At 53.3% G+C, this 19,157-nt stretch carries 15 protein-coding genes; 6 read left to right on the top strand and 9 right to left on the bottom strand.

Annotated elements, in window-relative coordinates; translation table 11 throughout:
- Positions 1 to 58: 58 nt before the first annotated feature.
- From relA to rluF, 5 genes are all read left to right on the top strand, one after another.
- On the top strand, positions 59 to 2,335 hold the full coding sequence (relA, locus tag K7H08_RS02020) for a GTP diphosphokinase (RefSeq protein WP_231657086.1): 2,277 nt from the start codon (positions 59 to 61) through the stop codon (positions 2,333 to 2,335).
- The gene (gene mazG / locus K7H08_RS02015; RefSeq protein WP_231657085.1) at positions 2,335 to 3,174 is read left to right on the top strand and encodes a nucleoside triphosphate pyrophosphohydrolase; all 840 of its coding nucleotides are present in this window, start codon (positions 2,335 to 2,337) and stop codon (positions 3,172 to 3,174) included. Before relA ends, mazG begins: the two co-directional genes overlap by 1 nt.
- 61 nt (positions 3,175 to 3,235) lie before the next feature.
- A complete protein-coding gene (gene ppc, locus K7H08_RS02010) occupies positions 3,236 to 5,884 on the top strand; it encodes a phosphoenolpyruvate carboxylase (RefSeq protein WP_231657084.1) in 2,649 nt (882 codons plus the stop codon).
- A gap of 66 nt (positions 5,885 to 5,950) precedes the next feature.
- A complete protein-coding gene (locus K7H08_RS02005; RefSeq protein WP_198349269.1) occupies positions 5,951 to 6,496 on the top strand; it encodes a DUF924 family protein in 546 nt (181 codons plus the stop codon).
- Between the two features lie 68 nt (positions 6,497 to 6,564).
- Positions 6,565 to 7,629, top strand: coding sequence for a 23S rRNA pseudouridine(2604) synthase RluF (gene rluF / locus K7H08_RS02000; RefSeq protein ID WP_231657083.1), 1,065 nt, complete (start codon positions 6,565 to 6,567; stop codon positions 7,627 to 7,629).
- Between the two features lie 76 nt (positions 7,630 to 7,705).
- Here the strand turns inward: rluF and K7H08_RS01995 are convergent, their stop codons facing one another.
- The 3 genes from K7H08_RS01995 to K7H08_RS01985 are packed head-to-tail and all read right to left on the bottom strand — an operon-like array spanning position 7,706 to position 10,082.
- Positions 7,706 to 8,365 (bottom strand): anthranilate synthase component II, encoded by a 660-nt coding sequence (locus K7H08_RS01995; RefSeq protein ID WP_095603113.1) that lies wholly within the window; start codon positions 8,363 to 8,365, stop codon positions 7,706 to 7,708.
- The gene (locus K7H08_RS01990) at positions 8,362 to 9,786 is read right to left on the bottom strand and encodes an anthranilate synthase component I family protein (RefSeq protein ID WP_198349099.1); all 1,425 of its coding nucleotides are present in this window, start codon (positions 9,784 to 9,786) and stop codon (positions 8,362 to 8,364) included. The genes K7H08_RS01995 and K7H08_RS01990 overlap by 4 nt, the downstream gene beginning before the upstream one ends.
- Positions 9,787 to 9,788: 2 nt before the next feature.
- On the bottom strand, positions 9,789 to 10,082 hold the full coding sequence (locus tag K7H08_RS01985; RefSeq protein ID WP_038485152.1) for a Trp family transcriptional regulator: 294 nt from the start codon (positions 10,080 to 10,082) through the stop codon (positions 9,789 to 9,791).
- 118 nt (positions 10,083 to 10,200) lie between these two features.
- Between K7H08_RS01985 and K7H08_RS01980 the strand changes: the two genes are divergently transcribed.
- Positions 10,201 to 12,099: a monovalent cation:proton antiporter-2 (CPA2) family protein gene (locus tag K7H08_RS01980; protein WP_038485149.1), complete on the top strand. Its 1,899-nt coding sequence runs from the start codon at positions 10,201 to 10,203 to the stop codon at positions 12,097 to 12,099.
- Here the strand turns inward: K7H08_RS01980 and K7H08_RS01975 are convergent.
- From K7H08_RS01975 to K7H08_RS01950, 6 genes are all read right to left on the bottom strand, one after another.
- Positions 12,096 to 12,665, bottom strand: coding sequence for a hypothetical protein (locus K7H08_RS01975; RefSeq protein ID WP_095603111.1), 570 nt, complete (start codon positions 12,663 to 12,665; stop codon positions 12,096 to 12,098). The two genes, K7H08_RS01980 and K7H08_RS01975, sit on opposite strands and share 4 nt — an antisense overlap.
- Positions 12,666 to 12,709: 44 nt before the next feature.
- Positions 12,710 to 13,534 carry a class I SAM-dependent methyltransferase gene (locus K7H08_RS01970; protein WP_231657082.1) on the bottom strand — a complete coding sequence of 275 codons (825 nt, stop codon included), beginning with the start codon at positions 13,532 to 13,534 and terminating at the stop codon, positions 12,710 to 12,712.
- 61 nt (positions 13,535 to 13,595) lie between these two features.
- Positions 13,596 to 15,299 (bottom strand): AMP-binding protein, encoded by a 1,704-nt coding sequence (locus tag K7H08_RS01965; protein ID WP_231657081.1) that lies wholly within the window; start codon positions 15,297 to 15,299, stop codon positions 13,596 to 13,598.
- A 66-nt stretch (positions 15,300 to 15,365) separates the two neighbouring features.
- Complete coding sequence (locus tag K7H08_RS01960) at positions 15,366 to 16,271, bottom strand: hydroxymethylglutaryl-CoA lyase (protein ID WP_231657080.1); 906 nt, start codon at positions 16,269 to 16,271, stop codon at positions 15,366 to 15,368.
- 10 nt (positions 16,272 to 16,281) lie between these two features.
- The gene (locus K7H08_RS01955) at positions 16,282 to 18,321 is read right to left on the bottom strand and encodes an acetyl/propionyl/methylcrotonyl-CoA carboxylase subunit alpha (protein ID WP_231657079.1); all 2,040 of its coding nucleotides are present in this window, start codon (positions 18,319 to 18,321) and stop codon (positions 16,282 to 16,284) included.
- Complete coding sequence (locus K7H08_RS01950; RefSeq protein WP_038485132.1) at positions 18,318 to 19,151, bottom strand: enoyl-CoA hydratase/isomerase family protein; 834 nt, start codon at positions 19,149 to 19,151, stop codon at positions 18,318 to 18,320. Before K7H08_RS01950 ends, K7H08_RS01955 begins: the two co-directional genes overlap by 4 nt.
- Positions 19,152 to 19,157: the final 6 nt, after the last annotated feature.

The following is a 19,157-nucleotide window of genomic DNA, read 5'->3' as shown; positions in this document are numbered from 1 at the left end:
ATCAAGCCTCGGTGACGGAAAGTGGCTAGCCGTCACCCTGAAAGGATGAATGATTGTCATGGTGAAAGTGCGTGAAGACCAGCCGCTTACCGAAAGCGGAAAGGTGGACATACAGCAGTGGTTAGCGCGCCTTCAAGAGGATGTGCGCCTACGTGAACCCGAACGACTATTGCAAGCGTGCGCGCTTGCTGAACAGTTGGAGCGAGAGGCGCCGCAAACCCACCGTGTGTGGCTCTCGCCAGGTTCAAGTTTTCGAATGGGGCTGGAAATGGCCGACATTCTGGCCGAGCTCAAGCTTGATCAAGCAACCCTTGAGGCTGCCGTGCTGTATCGCGCGGTTCGCGAAGGGCTGCTGAGTATAGACGCCGTTACCAAACGGTTTGGCGAAGAGGTCGCTAAGCTGATTGATGGCGTTTTACAAATGGCGGCCATTAGCTACCCACTAGCGCCCAACCATGGTATGGGCCAGCATAATCAGCAGGAAAATCTGCGCAAAATGCTGGTTAACATGGTTGGAGATGTACGCGTTGCATTGATCAAAATTGCTGAACGCACCTGCGCCTTGCGCCAAGTAAAAGATGCGCCCCGTGAAAAGTGCTTACAAGTCGCACGTGAAGTGGCTGATATTTATGCGCCGCTTGCTCATCGACTTGGGATAGGACAAATCAAGTGGGAACTTGAAGACCTATCGTTTCGCTATCTGCATGAAGATGAGTACAAAGCGATTGCTAAGCTGCTGGCTGAAAAGCGCTTAGATCGTGATCGCTATATTCATGACGTGGTGGAAACCATCAAGAGCTTGATGGAAGCCCAGAATATTCACCACTATGACGTCGATGGGCGAGCCAAGCACATTTACTCAATCTGGCGCAAAATGAAGCGCAAACGGATTGATTTTTCCCAGGTGCACGATGTGCGCGCAGTGCGCATTCTGGTACCTGATGTGGCCGATTGTTATACCGTACTCGGAATTGTTCACTCGCGTTGGCACCATGTACCCAACGAGTTTGATGACTATATCGCCAACCCGAAGAAAAACGGTTACCAGTCACTGCATACCGCGGTGATGGGGCCAGAAAATAAGGTGTTGGAAATCCAGATTCGCACCTTTGCTATGCATGACGAAGCAGAATTAGGCGTGTGCGCACACTGGCGATATAAAGGGCATGATACCAACGCCAAAAGCCGTAGCTATGAAGAAAAGATTGCCTGGTTGCGCCAAGTGCTTGAGTGGCAGGATGAAGTGGGTGGCTTTGGCGACCTGCGTGAAGGTCTTTCCAGCGACGTTGCGCCAGACCGCATCTATGTGTTCACTCCCGATGGTCATGTCATTGACCTGCCGCGTATTGCCACACCCATCGACTTCGCCTATCGCGTGCATACCGAAATTGGTCACCGCTGCCGTGGTGCCAAGATTAACGGCCGGATAGTACCGCTTACCTATAAGTTAAAAACCGGCCAGCAGGTCGAGATTTTAACGGCCACCAAAGGCGGCCCCAGCCGCGACTGGTTAAACCCCAGTTTGGGCTATGTGCGCACCTCACGCGCGCGGGCGAAGATTCAGGCATGGTTTAAGTACCAAGCACGAGACCAGAACCTAGACGAAGGGCGGGCGCTGTTCGAGCGAGAGATGCGCCGTTTGGATGTTGAAGGGCTTGACCTTGCTAAGCTTGCCGCTGCTGTTAACTACCAAAACGCCGACGATATGTATGCGGCGCTTGGCGCGGGCGACCTGCGCATCGGTCAAGTGCTTCATCAAGCCCAGCAGTTGTTTGGTGAAACGGACGACCAAGAGCAGTTGGATCGGTTGCTGGCGAAGCCACGCCGCCAGCCAAGCAAAGCGACCAAAAGCGACATCACCGTGCTGGGGGTCGGTAACTTAAAAACCAGCATGGCGAATTGCTGTCGGCCAGTGCCAGGCGAACCGATTGTTGGCTTTATTACCCAAGGTCGCGGCGTCACCGTCCATCGCCAAGATTGCAGCAACATCCTTCAATTGCGCATGGAAGAGCCCCAGCGCATTATCGAAGTAGAGTGGGGCGAACGTGCCCACACCCGTTACCCCGTCACTATTGAAATTCAAGCCTGGGATCGCTCCGGCTTACTGCGTGACGTAACCGGACTACTCGGCAACGAGAAGGTCAATGTGTTAGCAGTGAATACGCTGACAGATACTGACGAGGGGATTGCGCGACTGCGCATCACGCTGGAAGTCGACGGTCTTGAAGCGCTAGGCCGTTTGTTTTCTCGTATCCAGCAGTTGCCCAACGTGACGGAAGTACGTCGTCTACGTAATGCCGACCCAGAGAAAAACGTCCGTAAAGGAGGCGCCTGATGCGTTATAGCGTAGAGGATCTGCTGACATTGATGTCGGTACTTCGCAATGCGGAACAGGGGTGTCCTTGGGATATTAAGCAAGATTGGGACAGCATCGTGCCCCATACGCTGGAAGAAGCTTACGAAGTTGCTGACGCTATTGAGCGGCGCGCTTTTGATGAATTGCCCGGCGAGTTGGGTGACCTGCTGTTCCAAGTGGTCTATTACGCCCAGTTTGGTGCTGAAGAGCAGCGCTTCGACTTTCACGACATCGTCGATACATTGACCGCAAAGATGTTGCGACGTCATCCGCATGTATTTCCTGATGGCACGCTAGCGTCACGGCGTCCACCCGGAGTGAGTGCCGAGGACGTACAAACCCAGCACGTTAATTCACGTTGGGAAGCGCTTAAGGCCGGTGAGCGTGCTGAGCGTTCACAGCAAAGCACGCCCTCTGTACTTGACGATGTTCCGCGCACGCTACCTGCGCTTAGCCGTGCCGCTAAACTCTCGAAGCGTGCCGCCAGGGTCGGGTTCGACTGGCCGGATGCCAGCGGTGTACTGGACAAAATCCGTGAAGAGCTGGCTGAAGTTGAAGAAGCCCTTGCCGAGGGTAACCAACAGCACGCTCAAGAAGAAGTCGGCGATTTGTTGTTTGCAGTGACTAATTTAGCGCGCACATTGGGTGCTGACCCCGAACAGTGCTTGCGTACCACAAATACCAAATTTGAGCGCCGCTTTCGCTACGTAGAGCGCGAGCTTGCTGCCGCTGCGCGTCCGCTAACCGACGCCTCGCTGGATGAAATGGAAACACACTGGCAAGCCGCTAAAGCACAAGAAAAAACGCTTACCCCTTAACAACTTATTTTTCACAACTAGCTTTTAACAACTAATGCGACCCCGTAAGGAGGCCATGCCAATGAGTCACGACCTACACGAATCGCTACGTGATAACGTGCGTATTCTCGGTGATAGCCTGGGCCGTACGATTGCCGATGATTTAGGCCAGTCATTTGTTGATAAAATTGAAACGATTCGTGCCCATGCCAAGCGGGGACGGCAGGGCGATTCATTGCAGCAGCGTGAGCTCATTGAGTATCTACGCCAGTTGCCCGAACGCGACCTGCTGCCAGTGACGCGCGCGTTTAACCAGTTTTTGAACCTTGCCAACATTGCTGAACAGCACTACCGGGCGCGCTTTCGCCGAGTGGAAGACTACAAGCCTGGTACCCAGCCAGTGCTTGGTGAACTGCTAAACCGTGCACAGCAGGCGGGTAATTCGCCCCGTAAATTAGTAGAAACCCTGGCCAGTATGCGCGTTGAGCTAGTGCTGACTGCCCACCCTACAGAAGTTATCCGCCGCACGTTGATTCAAAAATACGATGCTATCGACGAGTGCCTGACCGCGATTGAAAGCTCTGAAGACTATCCAGAGCGTGGCACTCGCGCCCAGGGGCGCCTGGAAGAGTTGATCAGTCAGGCGTGGCATACCGATGAGATTCGTCATGAGCGGCCAACCCCTGTTGATGAAGCCAAATGGGGCTTCGCGGTTATCGAAAACTCCTTATGGCAGGCAGTGCCAGACTTCCATCGCGATTTGGATAATTTATTACTCGATACTGCTGGAGAGCGTTTGCCGCTAGATGCTGCGCCTATTCGCTACGCTTCCTGGATGGGCGGTGACCGAGATGGCAATCCCAATGTCACCGCGCGGGTGACGCGAGAGGTGCTGTTATTGGGCCGATGGATGGCCGCCGATCTCTATTTGCGCGATCTTGAGCAGCTGAAAACCGAGCTTTCCATGTGGAAAGCCAACAGCGCCCTGAAGGCAGAGGTGGGAGAAGTTGCTGAGCCTTACCGCGAGCTGCTCAAGCGTCTGCTGCATAAAATGGAAGCCACACGCGACTGGGCAAAAGCAGAGCTGGATGGCCGCAACTATGACGGCGGGCCAATTATTGAAACCCGCGACCAGCTCTACGCACCGCTGCTGGCATGTTACCGCTCGCTGTGTGATGTCGGGCTGGACACCATTGCAAACGGTGCGCTGCTTGATACCTTGCGCCGCGTGGCAGTGTTCGGTGTCACGCTGACCAAACTTGACTTGCGCCAGGAGGCCAGTCGCCATGCCCAGGTAATGGAAGAACTCACCAGTGCGTTGGGCTTGGGGCACTACCAGGACTGGAACGAAGCACAGCGCCAAGAGTTCCTGCTCGCAGAGCTTGAATCAAGTCGGCCGCTGATCCCACGCCGTTGGGAGTGCTCGGCAGAATCCCGCGAAGTGCTCGATACCTTCAAAGTGATTGCTCAAGAGCATGCTGAAGCGTTGGGTACTTATATTATCTCCATGGCTGCCGAGCCTTCGGACGTATTAACCGTTGCGTTATTGATGAAAGAGGTGGGTGGCCAAGTCACGCTACCCATCGCACCGCTGTTTGAAACCCTGAACGACCTTGACCATGCGGGCGATGTCATTGACCAATTGCTGGCGCTTCCCGGTTACCGTGCCCTGGCGAAAGACCGTCAAGAAGTTATGATTGGCTATTCAGACTCTGCTAAAGACGCCGGACAGCTTGCTGCTGCCTGGGCACAGTACCGTGCCCAAGAGTCGTTAGTCGATGTATGTGACAAGCATGGCGTAGATTTGACGCTTTTCCATGGCCGGGGTGGCACTGTTGGTCGTGGTGGCGGCCCCGCGCATGCGGCGATTCTCTCCCAGCCGCCAGGTTCAGTGAATGGTAGCCTACGAGTGACAGAGCAAGGCGAGATGATTCGCTTTAAGTTTGGTCAGCCAGATATCGCACTGCGCTCTATGGAAATTTACGCCTGTGCGGTCATGGAAGCGACGCTCTTGCCACCGCCCGCACCGGAGCCTCAGTGGCGTGAAGAGATGGACCAACTGGCGAAAGTAGCCCATGCCGCCTATGTGGGCGTAGTGCGTGAAGACCCCGATTTTGTCCCGTATTTCCGTGCTGTCACGCCGGAAGGGGCGCTGGGTAGGCTGCCGCTCGGCTCTCGGCCAACCAAGCGTCGCCAGGATGGTGGCGTGGAAACCCTACGCGCGATTCCGTGGATTTTTGCTTGGACACAGATTCGCTTGATGTTACCTGCTTGGTTGGGCAGCGGTGAGGCGTTCTCGCGACGCCTGGAGCAGCCAGGCGGCCGGGAAGTGCTGCAAGAAATGCGCAGTCAGTGGCCTTTCTTTGGCACCTATCTCGATATGTTGGAAATGCTGTTGGCCAAAGCGGACGTAGCGATTGCAGCTTACTATGAGCATCGCCTAGTCGACGAGCCTTCGCTGAAAGCATTGGGTAAAAAGCTACGTGAGCGTTTTGAGCGGCTTGAAAACGTCGTGTTGGATATCCTTCAGCAAGAGAAGCTGCTTGAAAACACCCCGCTTATTCGCCAAGCAATTGATGTGCGCAACCCTTACATCGACCCGCTTCATGGCTTGCAAGCGGAGCTTCTGCAGCGTAATCGGGACGCCGATGGTGCCATTAGTGCCGATCTCTCTCGTGCGCTCATGGTGACCATGGCAGGTATTGCAGCAGGTTTACGCAATACGGGTTAAAAATAACAGTACGCCGCCACTACGCGTGGCGGCGTCGTCATCACCTTATTAGGAATTGGGGGCGTGATGATAAAGGATGCTCAGTCAGTACTGTCGTTTTGGTTTAATGAATTAACGCCAGCGCAGTGGTTTAAAAAAGATACGTCGATGGATCAGCAGATTACCCAGCGTTTCGGCCCACTGCTGACCAAAGCGGCTGCCTGTGAATGTTATGAGTGGCGCAGTACTGCTCGAGGGAGGCTGGCTGAAATTATTGTGTTGGACCAGTTTTCTCGAAATATCTACCGTGACCACCCGCAAGCCTTCGCCAGTGACGCGTTAGCTTTAGCGCTTGCACAGGAAGCGGTTGCTTTAGCGGCGGATAACGAACTGGCTCCCGTCGAGCGTAGTTTTTTATACATGCCTTATATGCACAGTGAGTCTGCCGCTATTCATGAGGTGGCAATGCAGCTGTTTGATCAACCTGGATTAGAGAATAACTTGGATTTCGAGATTCGCCACAAAGCGATCATTGACCGCTTTGGTCGTTATCCCCACCGCAACGAAGTGTTGGGCCGGGTATCTACGCCAGCCGAAATAGAGTTTCTTAAACAACCTGGATCCGGCTTTTAGTTAGGCTTTTAACGTTAGCTTTTGAATTTTGCTTAACCACTTCACCACACTTTTGCCTATGGCGTTTTATGTCGTTACGAAAATCTACCCGCATCAATAAATACATCAGCGAAAGCGGTTTGTGTTCTCGCCGAGAGGCTGACCGCTATGTTGAACAAGGCAACGTTTGGATTAATGGGCGTCGGGCAACGACAGGCGATCAAGTGGTGCCGGGTGATCGGGTTAAGGTCAACGGTCAGGAGATAGAGCCTCAGGAAGAAGAGGATTTGGTGCTTATTGCGCTGAATAAGCCAGTGGGGATTGTCAGTACCACCGAATCCAGCGAAAAAGATAATATTGTTGAATTCGTGAAACATGGCACGCGCATCTTTCCCATCGGTCGTCTCGATAAAGACTCACAGGGGCTGATCTTTCTAACCAACAATGGCGACCTGGTTAATAAAATCCTGCGCGCTAATAATAATCATGAAAAAGAGTATGTGGTTACGGTCAATAAGCCGATTACCGATGAGTTTGTAGCAGGCATGCAGAAGGGGGTACCGATCCTTGGGCAGGTGACTAAAAAGTGTAAAGTGACCAAAACGTCGACGTTTGTGTTCACTATTACGCTGGTGCAAGGGTTGAACCGCCAGATTCGCCGTATGTGCGAGTACTTTGGCTACGAGGTCACCCAGCTTGTTCGCACACGAATAATGAATGTTTCCCTGCAAGGTTTGGCTCTAGGTGATTGGCGGGATTTAACCCCTAAAGAGATTGATACGATTGTCGCGCTGACAGAACGCTCTGAGGCAGTTCCAGACAAGAGCCAGACGGCACGGCCTGATTACAATTCGGGGGCAGGCTCTAACAAACCTAAAAAAACAGCCACCAAGGGGAAGCAGAAACAGGGGAGGCAGAAACTGGGGCACCAGAAGCCGGCTAGGCCAGGAGCTAAAGCGGTTGGCAGCAAACCGCCACCTAAGGGCAAAAAAGCTGCCAGCGGAAAAGCGCGTATTGGCCCGAAGGCTAGTGCATCGGGTAAGCTACACCCTAAGGCCAAAGCTGCTGGCGCGGGTAAGCCTAGCGTAAAAGGTAAGGCCGGGGCTAAGGCAGTTGGTAAAGGCCGTGTTGGTCGGGCGAAAGGGAAGCGTTAGGTAAAAATAGAAAGGCGGGCAGCCCTGGGTGCCCGCCTTTAGCGCCTAACCTATTGCATACCTACAAGCTGATGGATCAGGCAAATAAGAAGTTAGCAATTAGTTCTTTGCCACCTTCTGTGGCAAACGATTCGGGGTGAAACTGAATGCCGTGAATGGGATAATCACGGTGCTTAACGCCCATCAATTCAAACTCACCCACTGTTTGCCAGTGGCTGCGTTGCTCAAATTTGTCAGCACCTAGCGCGCCCACTGTTGCGGTCACTTCCAGGCAGTCGGGCAGGGTGAACGCGTCGGCAATCAATGAGTGATAGCGCATCACCTCAAGCTGGTCGGGTACGCCATTAAATACCGAGCGATTGTTGTGGTTGATCGGACTGATTTTGCCGTGCATCGGTAAAGGCGCTTTTACCACCTTGCCGCCAAAAACGTGAACAATGCCCTGCATGCCCAGGCAAACGCCCAACAATGGTGTGGTTTTGCCGAGTTTCTCGATAACGTCGGCACAGACGCCAAAGTAACGCGGATCATCCGGCGAGCCTGGACCAGGAGAGATTATAATCCGATCAGGCGCCATAGCTTCTATCGCTTTTAAGTCGACTTGATTATTGCGCTTAACAATAATCTCGAAATGGGGCAGCTCGCCGCGGTTCTTCTGCGTGGTTAAAATCTCACCAATAAACTGATACAGGTTATAGGTGAAGGAGTCGTAGTTATCGATAATTAGCACCTTCATGCTTGGCTCTCCATGTCCATATCCGCGCTCATAAAAGGGGCAAGGGCTTTACGGGTGCCAGCAAATTTGCGGCGAATTTCTTCGTATTCATCCTCGGCGTTGCTATCAAACACGTTGCCGCCACAGGTTTGCACGTAAGCGCTTTCACCGTTTACAAAGACCGTACGAATGGGAATCGCGAAGGTGCAGTCGCCATTAAAAGAGAATTGGCCAACCGCGCCGCCATAAGGGCCACGACCGTCAATTTCTAAATCATCAATGATTTTCATTGCTTCGATTTTTGGCGCGCCCGTCAGCGTACCCGCAGGGAAGTTGCTGGCAAGGGATGTAAACATATCTTCGCCCTCGGCAATAATGCCAACAATTTCACTGGAGATATGCTGCACGTGGCTAAAGCGCTTGATGTCCATCAGGCTTCGTACTTTCACCGTGCCAAATTGCGCCACCCGGCCAATATCATTGCGATGCAAATCCACAATCATATTATGCTCGGCAATCTCTTTGGGGTCGTTGAGTAGCGCGCGGGCTAACTGCGTGTCTTCTTGCGGGGTTTTGCCACGAGTGGTAGTGCCTGCCAGCGGGAAGGTCTCCATCTCGCCCTGGCGGAGCCTGAACAGAAGCTCGGGGCTTGCGCCAATCAGCTTTTGCTCGCCGAATTTCACGTAGTACATCTGTGGCGATGGGTTAATGGTGCGCAACTGATCGTAGAGCGCTAGCGTATCGCCTTTAATGCTAAAGCGCTTTTTAAAGCCGACTTCGCACTGGAAAACCTTACCGTCGATGATGTCCTGCTTCACCTTGGCCACCGCTTCGGCGTGCTCTTCGCGGCTCATGGTGTCGCCCAGCGCAGTGATGTGTAATGAGCCTGGAGGGATATCTTCAGCGTCGATCAAGGTTTGCAGAAACTCGTAGCGACTGTTGTCGTAATAAAAATAGGTCACTTCCCCGGTCATTTTGTCGAGGATCAAACCATCTTTATAAAGGCCAAATCGAAACGTGTCGAAATCGTCGCTAGCTTTCAACGATAACGAAGGCTCAAAGTATTGCATAGCGTCATAACCAAGATAACCACTTAGTCCGCCTGCATACTTACGAGAAATAATATTCTGCGGAATCAAGCTGCGTAGCAGCTCATAAGGGTTATCGCTTGGATAGTGGTTTGCATTACCGTCACGATCTTCAATAGTTAGCGTGCTGCCATTGGCGTAAAGCGTGTACTCAGGGTCAAAGCCAATAATCGAGTGGCGCGCCATATGGCTATCTTCGCCTAGTGATTCCAGCATGTAGCAGGTATCAAATTGGCGTTCAATTTTTTGAAACAAAGCAAAAAAGTCACAGTCCGCCGCCAGGGTAACGTAGTGAGGCTTGCGCGACAGCGTAAAAGGCTGCGGGCCTGATGAAGCAGGCGTAGTCGTCGTCATGATTAATCGGTCCGTGAAGTGGGTGACGGTAGTGATGAAGGTAACGTTGAAGAGGGTAATGTGGTTAAAGCGCGCGAACCGCGGGATACCGTGGCAATACCGACGCCCAGGATTTCAGCGATTTTGCGGTGGGGGACTCCTTCACGCAAAAGCTTAAAAATCTGTAGGCGTTTGCAGATTTCTTGGTACTCTGCGGGCGTTAACAAGCTGGCGAGTGCCTCGTCCATTGCTTCTGGCGAATCAATGGCAAGTAAATAGCGTACTAAATCAGCCTGATGGTCATCATCAAATGACATAAAGTGAGTTCACCGTATTGCCACAAAATTAAGGAAATAAGTTGCTGTACTAGCGTACTAGTACGGTATCCTATTACGCAATGAAGTCAAGCCATTCGTGTTAATTTGAGGAAGCCCGATGACCGACTATTTTATTCAAGCGTTTATCTATCTTATTGCAGCGGTAATCGCTGTCCCCCTTGCCAAGCGGTTTGGACTTGGTTCGGTGCTCGGTTATTTGGTAGCTGGGGTGGTGATAGGCCCAATGCTGGGATTAGTCGGCCAGGAAACCACCACGATTCAGCACTTCGCCGAGTTTGGTGTGGTGATGATGCTGTTTTTAGTCGGTATGGAGCTCGACCCAAAAGGGTTGTGGGCCATGCGGGTAAGCCTGATAGGGATGGGTGGTTTACAGGTGCTGATAACAGCCGCTGCAGGTACCGCTGTTGCTTGGTGGCTGGGACTTGCTTGGCAAACATCTTTGGCCATTGGTTTGATTTTCGCGCTTTCCTCAACGGCGATTGTGCTACAAACCTTAAACGAAAAAGGGCTCACGAAAACTGAAGGCGGGCGTAGCGCGTTTTCGGTGCTGCTATTTCAAGACATCGCGGTGATCCTAATGTTGGCGTTGATCCCACTATTGGCGCTCCCTGAACTAATGGGAGAAGGTGGTAGTTATGCTGAACATAGCAGCCTTAGCCTTGTCGAGGGTATGCCAGCATGGCTCCACGGGCTGGTGGTGGTTGGGGCTATCGGGATCGTAATTATTAGTGGGCATTACCTTGGGCCAGTACTGTTTCGCTACGTGGTTTCCTCTGGCTTGAGAGAGGTATTTACAGCCGCCGCTTTAATGCTGGTCATTGGCATTGCTGCGCTAATGGGGATTGTCAATTTGTCTCCAGCGCTTGGCGCGTTTTTAGCCGGTATCGTACTCGCTAACAGCGAATTCAAGCACGAAATCGAGGCCAACATCGAACCGTTTAAAGGGCTTTTGCTCGGTCTGTTTTTCATCACGGTTGGGGCTGGTATCGACTTTCAGGTACTCACGTCACAGTGGCCAGCTGTGCTGGTATTAGTGCTTGGTGTTATTGTTGTAAAGGGCATTATCCTGTTCGGGCTAGCCATGTTGTTCCGGGTCCGCGATAGCAATGGCTGGTTGTTTACGTTAAGCCTTGCTCAGGCAGGGGAATTCGGATTTGTGCTGTTAACTTACAGCGTGCAGAGCAACGTTATTCCTGTTGATGTATCGCAATTACTTTCGCTTGTTGTCGCGTTTTCCATGTTTGCGACGCCGCTATTGTTTATTGCCTACGACCGCTTAGTGTTGCCGCGCTACCAAACAGCTAAAAATGATACGCGCGATGCCGATAAGATCGAAGAGCAAGCGCCGGTGATTATCGCCGGTGTCGGTCGTTTTGGGCAGGTTGTATGTCGCTTGTTGCGCGCCAATAACATTCCCATCGTGGCTTTGGATCTCGAAATTGAGCAAATTGAACTCCTCCGCCATATTCGGATTAAAAGCTACTTTGGCGATGCTAGTCGCTCAGATCTTCTAGAAACCGCGGGTATTGCGCATGCGCGAGTGATGGTAGTGGCGATTGATGATCGCGATCGTGCTGTTGATATGGTGAAGCACGTCAAGCATTACTATCCCAACGTTTGGGTATTGGCGCGTGCATTTGACCGTGGCCATGGGTATCAGCTTCGCGAAGCAGGGGCTGACGATATAACCAGAGAGGTTTATCACTCTGCGCTGGAGCTAGGCGGCCATACGTTAACGGCTATGGGTGTGCATCCTATGCGTGCCAAGCAGATGATCGACTCGTTTGAGCAACACGAAAATGCTCATGAAGATGAGCTGTTTGAAGCCTGGAAAGAGATTGAGGAGGGTATTAGCTTTAGCCCGCGTTACGGCGAACTGTTTATGAAACTGGAAGAGGCGCTGAGTAGGTCAATGCGGCACGGTTGGGATGAGTCAAATCAAGCTGAAGAACCCGTATGGACGTCGCCTGAACAGGCATCCGAAGAAAACCGCTAAAACGGCAGATGCAGAGAGGCGCTTAACATATTGAGGTGGCTGAGGGTCGGGGCATCGATGCGTTCGTACTCTACGCGGCTCACTAAGCGATTGATGGTCATGGTGGCACCAAAGCCTTGCAGGAAGGCGGTGCCGCCGTCGTCGGCTAGTGGTTGATCGGTTTCGCCACGCCACTCGGTGAGGCCAGACTTAGCGTAAACGCTGAAGGCGCCCATTCGCACGCCTGCGACGATCGCTCCGCCTAAGCTGAGAGTATCCATGATGAGGGGGTCAGCACTGGAGGTGATGGGAACTTCTTCACTTTCGCGGTAGGCAATTTCAGCACCAATATCCAACTGTGGTAATTGCCATGGGCTAAAGCCGGCCGAAAAGCGGAAACCTGTTGTGTAGCTATCGAGGCTGCTTAAGTCACTGCCTTCTAAAACGACACCGTTGCGCAGGGCCATAAACTCGCTGTTCGGAGACGCATAGGCGAGGTCGGTATCTCCGCCGCTGGCTAAACAGCCCATAAATGGCAGCATGGAACCAGCAAAACTACAAAACAGGGTGCTTGCCAAGCGTTTCATTGGCGTTCCTCGTGTCCCTGACTAAGGAAGTTATCTTAATCAGCCTAGCAACGGGCGCTGATTTCTACCACATTAATTGCGTTATTTGATAAGTTTGCTAGCAGATTTTTACCCATTTTCAAAAAGCGCTCGCCAAATACCCATTGCGGAGAAAGCACGGCGACGGTATTCGTTTGCTCTTTTTGTCGCTGTCGCTGACGCCACTCAAGCGCAGTGCTGCTCCAATCTTCACTGCGCTGGAGCTGAAAGCCGTTTGCTGCCAGCAAGTCAGTCAGTTCAGTCATCGAAAGTAAGTGTGAATGCTCTGGCGATGCTGCCCAAGGAACCGGGTAGCGCAATTCGGCAAAGTTTTTACCACTAACGACTTCATGCATGACAAGCTTGCCGCCTGGGCGTAGCACTCGTCGGCTTTCGGCAATAACGCGGGCCGGGTCGGGCATGTTCATCAGGCTGTGCTGAAATAGCACGGCATCAAATGTGTTCTCCGGAAAGGGTAATTCACAGGCATCTCCGGTAACCCAGCTAAGTGACGAATTTGCCGGAGAAGCCGATAAGTTAGTCAGTGCCTGATTAAGTACGTTAAAGCGGTGGGTGATATCTAAACCGGTAAGTTGAAAACCTAGCGCTGCCCCTTGACGCATTAATCCGCCTAAGCCTGAGCCTATATCAAGCACCTTTGTATGTTGTGAAGGATCAAGTAGGTTAAGCAGCTTTTTAGAGGCGGCAATACCACCGATATGTAGCTGGTCTAGCGGGGCAAGTTGGTGAAGTGTCGGGCCATCGGGGTAGTGGATGTGAATTTGGCTAAGGATAGCGTCATCGCGTAACCCTTGGTGGTAATGCTCTGCTAGCTGCTGTTGAGTGGACATGTTGGTGTCTCAATACCTTACAAAAATTAACGCCGACCACGGGCCGGCGTTGAGTAAAGGGTTATTTTTGATCCTCAAGCCCAAGCTCTTGGATAGAAATTTCGCGCATTTTAAATTTCTGAATTTTACCGGTTACCGTCATCGGGAACTCATCAACAAATTTAAAGTAGCGAGGAATCTTAAAGTGAGTGATTTTGCCTTTGCAGTACTCGCGAAGGTCTTCTCCAGTGACTTCTCCTGCGCTGCTGTTGAGTTTCACCCAAGCAATTAACTCTTCGCCATACTTCTTATCCGGAACACCGGTGACCTGTACTTCTGAAATCGCAGGGTGGGCGTATAAAAACTCCTCGATCTCTTTAGGGTATACATTCTCACCGCCGCGAATCACCATGTCTTTAATGCGGCCAACGATCTGGATGTAGCCTTCCTCGTCCATCGTGGCAAGATCGCCCGTATGCATCCAACCGGCTTCATCAATGGCTTCAGCCGTGGCTTTGTCATTGTTCCAGTACTTTAGCATCACACTGTAGCCACGGGTGCATAACTCGCCAATTTCACCACGGGGCAGAATGCCGCCGTTGCCAGGATCGACGATCTTGCTTTCCAGGTGGGGTTGGGTGCGGCCAACGGTGGAAACGCGCTTATCAATGGTGTCGTTAGCGCCGGTTTGGGTGGAAACCGGGCTGGTTTCTGTCATGCCGTAGGCGATCTGTACGCCTTTCATGTTCATCTTTTCGATGACCTGCTTCATGATTTCTGCAGGACAAATAGAACCCGCCATAATACCGGTACGCAGCGTGGAAAAATCAGTAGTGGCAAAGTCGGGGTGCTCTAGTTCGGCGATGAACATAGTGGGTACGCCGTAAAGCGCGGTGGCTTTTTGCTCGTGTACCGCTTTTAGCACTTTACCGGGGTCGAACCCTTCATCCGGATAAATCATCGCCGCGCCATGGGTCATGCAGCCCAGGTTACCCATCACCATGCCGAAGCAGTGGTAGAGCGGTACGGGGATGATCAAGCGGTCTTCGCTGGTAAAGCCCATGCTTTCGGCAACAAAGAAGCCATTGTTGAGGATGTTGTGGTGAGAGAGCGTCGCGCCTTTCGGAAAGCCCGTTGTGCCCGAGGTGTACTGAATATTGATCGGGTCATCAAACTGTAGCGTGGCCTGCAGGTCATCAACATCCGTCTGGCTGACCTTGTTGGCTTCGTTAATGAAGTCTTCCCAGCGCCACATACCACTATGCTTGTCAGTGCTCAGATTAATGATGCACTCAAGATCAGGCAGCTTTTGTGATTTTAGCTGACCCTCTGCGCTGCTGTTTAGTTCAGGCGCGAGCTCAAACAGCATGGCGGTGTAATCAGAGCTTTTGAATTGATTGGCAGTGACTAAAAAGCGCGCACCGGATTGATTAAGCGCGTAGTCCAGCTCATGAGTACGATAAGAGGGGTTAATGTTGACTAAAATCGCGCCAATCTTGGCGGTGGCAAACTGGGTTAGGGTCCATTCGCAGCAGTTTGGTGCCCAGATGGCAACCCGGTCGCCTTTTTTTACGCCAATGGCCAGCAACGCACGTGCGCAACGGTTAACTTCTTCCTGAAGCTGGCGGTAGCTCCAATGAATGTTCTGATGAAGGGCGATTAGCGCGTCGTTGTCGGGATACTGTGCGGCGATTTGATCAAATTTATCGCCAATGGTCATGCCCAGCAGCGGCTTATCTGCGGTGCTGCTGGTGTAGCTAGGTAGGGTGTGTGCAGGTGATGCCATGGATGTCTCTCCGAACTGTTTTTTTTGTCTCAACGGGAAGAAAGCAGTTGGCTTCTATATTTATTATTAGCTAACCGTACTTTTGGCCAACGCGACTTTAGAACTGGGCTTGCGACCAAGCTGCTGAGTGATCCAGACGCCCGTATCAATCACTGCCTGGAGGTCTATGCCGGTGTTAATGCCCAGTCCCTCCAGCAGGTAAAGTACGTCTTCCGTGGCCACATTGCCGGATGCACCTTTGGCATAAGGGCAGCCACCAAGCCCTGCAGTCGCTGCGTCAATCACGCTCACGCCTTCTTCCATTACGGCATATAAGTTAGCTAGCGCCATGCCATAGGTGTCATGGAAATGGGCCGCTAAATACTCGATGGGCACCTGCTGGCGGGCAGCCTCAATCATCCGCTTAGCGGCTAGCGGCGTGCCGACACCAATGGTGTCACCTAGGGAGATTTCATAGCAGCCCATCTCATAAAGTGCGCTGGCTACCTCGGAAACTTTTTGCGGTGAAATATCCCCTTCATAGGGGCAGCCCAGTACGCAAGACACATAACCACGCACCCGCACACCTGCTTCGTTGGCGCGCGCCAGCACTGGCTCAAAGCGTGTCAGCGACTCAGCAATCGAGCAGTTGATGTTTTTCTGAGAAAACGCTTCAGAGGCTGCACCAAATACCGCTACTTCCTCAACGCCGGCTGCCAGTGCTCCTTCCAGACCTTTCAGATTAGGCGTTAACGCCGAATAAACCACGCCGGGTTTGCGGGCAATACCGCGCATTACCTCGCTGGCATCGCCCATTTGTGGTACCCATTTTGGCGAGACAAAGCTGGCGGCTTCAATATGGGTAAGGCCAGCATTCGCCAGCCGTTCGATCAGTTCGATTTTGGTGGCGGTGGGCACCAGGGTGCCCGGTTCGTTTTGCAGGCCATCGCGGGGGGCCATTTCAAACAGTTTAATAGACGTCGGCAGTGCCATCGGTTAGCTCCTATTCGTTGGGGGCAAAGTCGAGTAGCACGTCACCTTGACTCACGGTATCGCCCGACTGGAAGTGGAACGTCTCCACGCTACCATCGGCAGGCGCGGTCATGGTGTGCTCCATCTTCATCGCTTCCATGACCATCAACGGCATGCCTTTCTCGACCGCCGCGCCAGGCTCTACCAGCAGCGCGACAACGGTGCCATTCATGGGGGCAGTCAGCGTTGATTCCGCTTCATGGTGACCGTGGTCAATGGCATCGATGCGTCGCCAGAAGAGGCGTGTTTCGCCACTGGGTTCAGCCATCACCACGATATGGCCATCGCGGCGTGCCTGTAGACGGCGGCGGTGGCCGTTTAGCGTGACGGCGACCGCATCACCTGTCAGCGATTGTAGGCTAGCGGTCAACGTTTGATCACCAATGGTCAGATTCCACAGCGATTCGCCGCTTTCGCGCTTACCTTCAACAATCACCACCGCTTCGTCGCTGTCGGCTGCCTGTGCACTTGCCGGGTCACACAGCGCAATACGAATGGTATGGGGAGCATTCAAGCGGAAGCCGTCATGGCGATCCCAGGGAGAGTCGCTCTCGCACTCTTGGGCCAGCTGGTTCAGGCCGATCAGCGCGGCGCTGGCATACGCCTCGGTAGAGTAGCTGCGCGGAGCAAACAGTGTGGCTTCGTTGCGTTCGATAAAACGCGTGTCTAGCTCGACGTTTTTAAAGCTGGGGTGATTTGCCAAGCGTTGCAGGAAGGCGCGGTTCGTCACCACGCCCTGTACATCCAGCGCCGCCAACGCGCGGTTGAGAGTGGCCAGCGCCGCATCACGGTCAGCGCCGTGAACAATCAGTTTGGCCAGCATGGGGTCGTAGTGCATGGAAACCACATCGCCACTTTCCACGCCGCTGTCTAAACGCACCCGATCGCTATCTAAGTCGGCACCTTCTAAATCCAAGGCGAAGCGAGTCAGCAAACCGGTAGCCGGTAGGAAATCTTGCTCCGGGTCTTCGGCATACAGGCGCGCTTCAAAACTATGGCCGGTGATGGTGAGCTCGTCCTGTGTGCAGGGGAGTGGTTCGCCCATCGCAACGCGCAGTTGCCATTCGACCAAATCCTGGCCGGTAATCATTTCAGTAACGGGATGCTCAACCTGCAGGCGCGTATTCATTTCCATAAAGTAGAACGAGCCGTCGGCATCGAGCAGAAACTCCACAGTACCTGCGCCCACATAGCCAATTTCTTTTGCCGCGCGAACGGCAGCATCGCCCATCGCACTGCGCAGTTCGGGCGTCATGCCAGGGGCGGGCGCTTCTTCTATGACTTTCTGATGGCGGCGCTGCACGCTGCAATCCCGCTCGAATAGGTACACGCCATTGCCGTAGCGGTCGCAGAATACCTGTACTTCGACGTGACGAGGCTGCACTAGGTATTTCTCAATCAGCATACGGTCGTCGCCGAAAGCGGCGCTGGATTCGCGCCGACAGCCATCAAGCGCTGCCTTAAATCCTTCGCCGCTTTCAACCACGCGCATGCCTTTACCACCACCACCGGCGCTGGCTTTCAACATCACTGGATAACCGATTTTGTCGGCTTCGCTGCGCAGCAGCGCATCATCCTGGTCGTCACCATGATACCCAGGCACTAGCGGTACGCCCGCATTGGCCATACGCGCTTTCGCGGCAGATTTATCGCCCATCGCGGCAATTGCCGACGCAGGGGGGCCAACAAAGATGATGCCCGCTTGCTCAAGGGCTTTAACAAACCCACCGTTTTCTGAAAGAAAGCCGTAGCCGGGGTGAATGGCGCCAGTGCCAGTGCGTTTGGCGGCATCGATAACCGCATCAACATTAAGATAGCTTTCGCGGGCGGCGGCAGGGCCTAAGCGAACGGCTTCATCGGCCTCGCGTACATGGCGAGCCGTGGCATCGGCATCTGAATAAACGGCAACCGTTTTCAGCCCCATGCGGCGGGCGGTGCGCATTACGCGACAGGCAATTTCACCGCGGTTAGCCACTAGCAACGTGTCGAATTTAGTAAGGTCAAGCGTCATGAGCGTGGCTCCGCAGCAGTGTTGGGTTCTTGAAGGCCAGACGGTTGCGTCCAGGCAGGGCGGCGCTTTTCAAAAAAGCTAGCTAAGCCCTCTTGACCCTCTTGGCTCACCCGCAGTTTGGAGATCACTTGGCAGGTGTGTTCTCGGGTGGCGTCGCTGTCGGGTGCCTGAGCCACGCTTGCCAGCAGTGCTTTGGTTGCCCGTTGGGCTTGTGGAGAGCCACCCAGCAGGGTGTCGAGCATGGCGTCTACGGCGCTATCCAAGGCATCGTGTTCCACCACTTGGTGAACCAAGCCGAGCGCCATCGCTGTTGGCGCATCCATCACTTCAGCAGTGAGTGCGTAACGGCGCATTTGGCGTTCGCCAAGCGCGCGCTGAACATAGGGACTAATCACCGCGGGCGATAGGCCAATTTTGACTTCCGACAGGCAGAATTTAGCTTTATCTGAAGCGATTACCAGATCGCAACAGGCGGCTAGACCCACCGCGCCACCAAAGGCCGCTCCCTGAACTCGGCAAACGGTAGGGCAAGGCAGGGTGTCTAACCCGAACATAAGCGCTGACAGTTTGCGTGAGTCCGCTAGGTTGTCTTCCAAGCCGTAATCGACCATGCGCTTCATCCAGTTGAGATCAGCGCCCGCAGAGAAACTCTTACCTTCAGAGCCAAGCACCACCACCCGAACGTCACCGGCGTTGGCCAGCGCGTGCAATTCGTCTAGATGGGCGTTTAGTTCAGCGATCAGGCTGTCGTCAAAGGCGTTATGCACCTCTGGGCGGTTTAACGTCAGGCGCGCCACGCCTTCTTCGATCAGTAGCGTTGAGTAAGCCATAGTGTT

Source organism: Halomonas sp. IOP_6 (assembly GCF_021151565.1).
GTDB lineage: Bacteria > Pseudomonadota > Gammaproteobacteria > Pseudomonadales > Halomonadaceae > Vreelandella > Vreelandella alkaliphila.
The sequence above is the reverse complement of the archived record's forward strand: the minus strand, read 5'-3'. Positions and strand labels throughout refer to the sequence as shown.

Bases quoted from the DNA above. Each gene is read 5' to 3' on its own strand.
- relA (WP_231657086.1), top strand. From the start codon at position 59: ATGGTGAAAGTGCGTGAAGACCAGCCGCTTACCGAAAGCGGAAAGGTG.
- mazG (WP_231657085.1), top strand. From the start codon at position 2,335: ATGCGTTATAGCGTAGAGGATCTGCTGACATTGATGTCGGTACTTCGC.
- ppc (WP_231657084.1), top strand. From the start codon at position 3,236: ATGAGTCACGACCTACACGAATCGCTACGTGATAACGTGCGTATTCTC.
- K7H08_RS02005 (WP_198349269.1), top strand. From the start codon at position 5,951: ATGATAAAGGATGCTCAGTCAGTACTGTCGTTTTGGTTTAATGAATTA.
- rluF (WP_231657083.1), top strand. From the start codon at position 6,565: ATGTCGTTACGAAAATCTACCCGCATCAATAAATACATCAGCGAAAGC.
- K7H08_RS01995 (WP_095603113.1), bottom strand. From the start codon at position 8,365: ATGAAGGTGCTAATTATCGATAACTACGACTCCTTCACCTATAACCTG.
- K7H08_RS01990 (WP_198349099.1), bottom strand. From the start codon at position 9,786: ATGACGACGACTACGCCTGCTTCATCAGGCCCGCAGCCTTTTACGCTG.
- K7H08_RS01985 (WP_038485152.1), bottom strand. From the start codon at position 10,082: ATGTCATTTGATGATGACCATCAGGCTGATTTAGTACGCTATTTACTT.
- K7H08_RS01980 (WP_038485149.1), top strand. From the start codon at position 10,201: ATGACCGACTATTTTATTCAAGCGTTTATCTATCTTATTGCAGCGGTA.
- K7H08_RS01975 (WP_095603111.1), bottom strand. From the start codon at position 12,665: ATGAAACGCTTGGCAAGCACCCTGTTTTGTAGTTTTGCTGGTTCCATG.
- K7H08_RS01970 (WP_231657082.1), bottom strand. From the start codon at position 13,534: ATGTCCACTCAACAGCAGCTAGCAGAGCATTACCACCAAGGGTTACGC.
- K7H08_RS01965 (WP_231657081.1), bottom strand. From the start codon at position 15,299: ATGGCATCACCTGCACACACCCTACCTAGCTACACCAGCAGCACCGCA.
- K7H08_RS01960 (WP_231657080.1), bottom strand. From the start codon at position 16,271: ATGGCACTGCCGACGTCTATTAAACTGTTTGAAATGGCCCCCCGCGAT.
- K7H08_RS01955 (WP_231657079.1), bottom strand. From the start codon at position 18,321: ATGACGCTTGACCTTACTAAATTCGACACGTTGCTAGTGGCTAACCGC.
- K7H08_RS01950 (WP_038485132.1), bottom strand. From the start codon at position 19,151: ATGGCTTACTCAACGCTACTGATCGAAGAAGGCGTGGCGCGCCTGACG.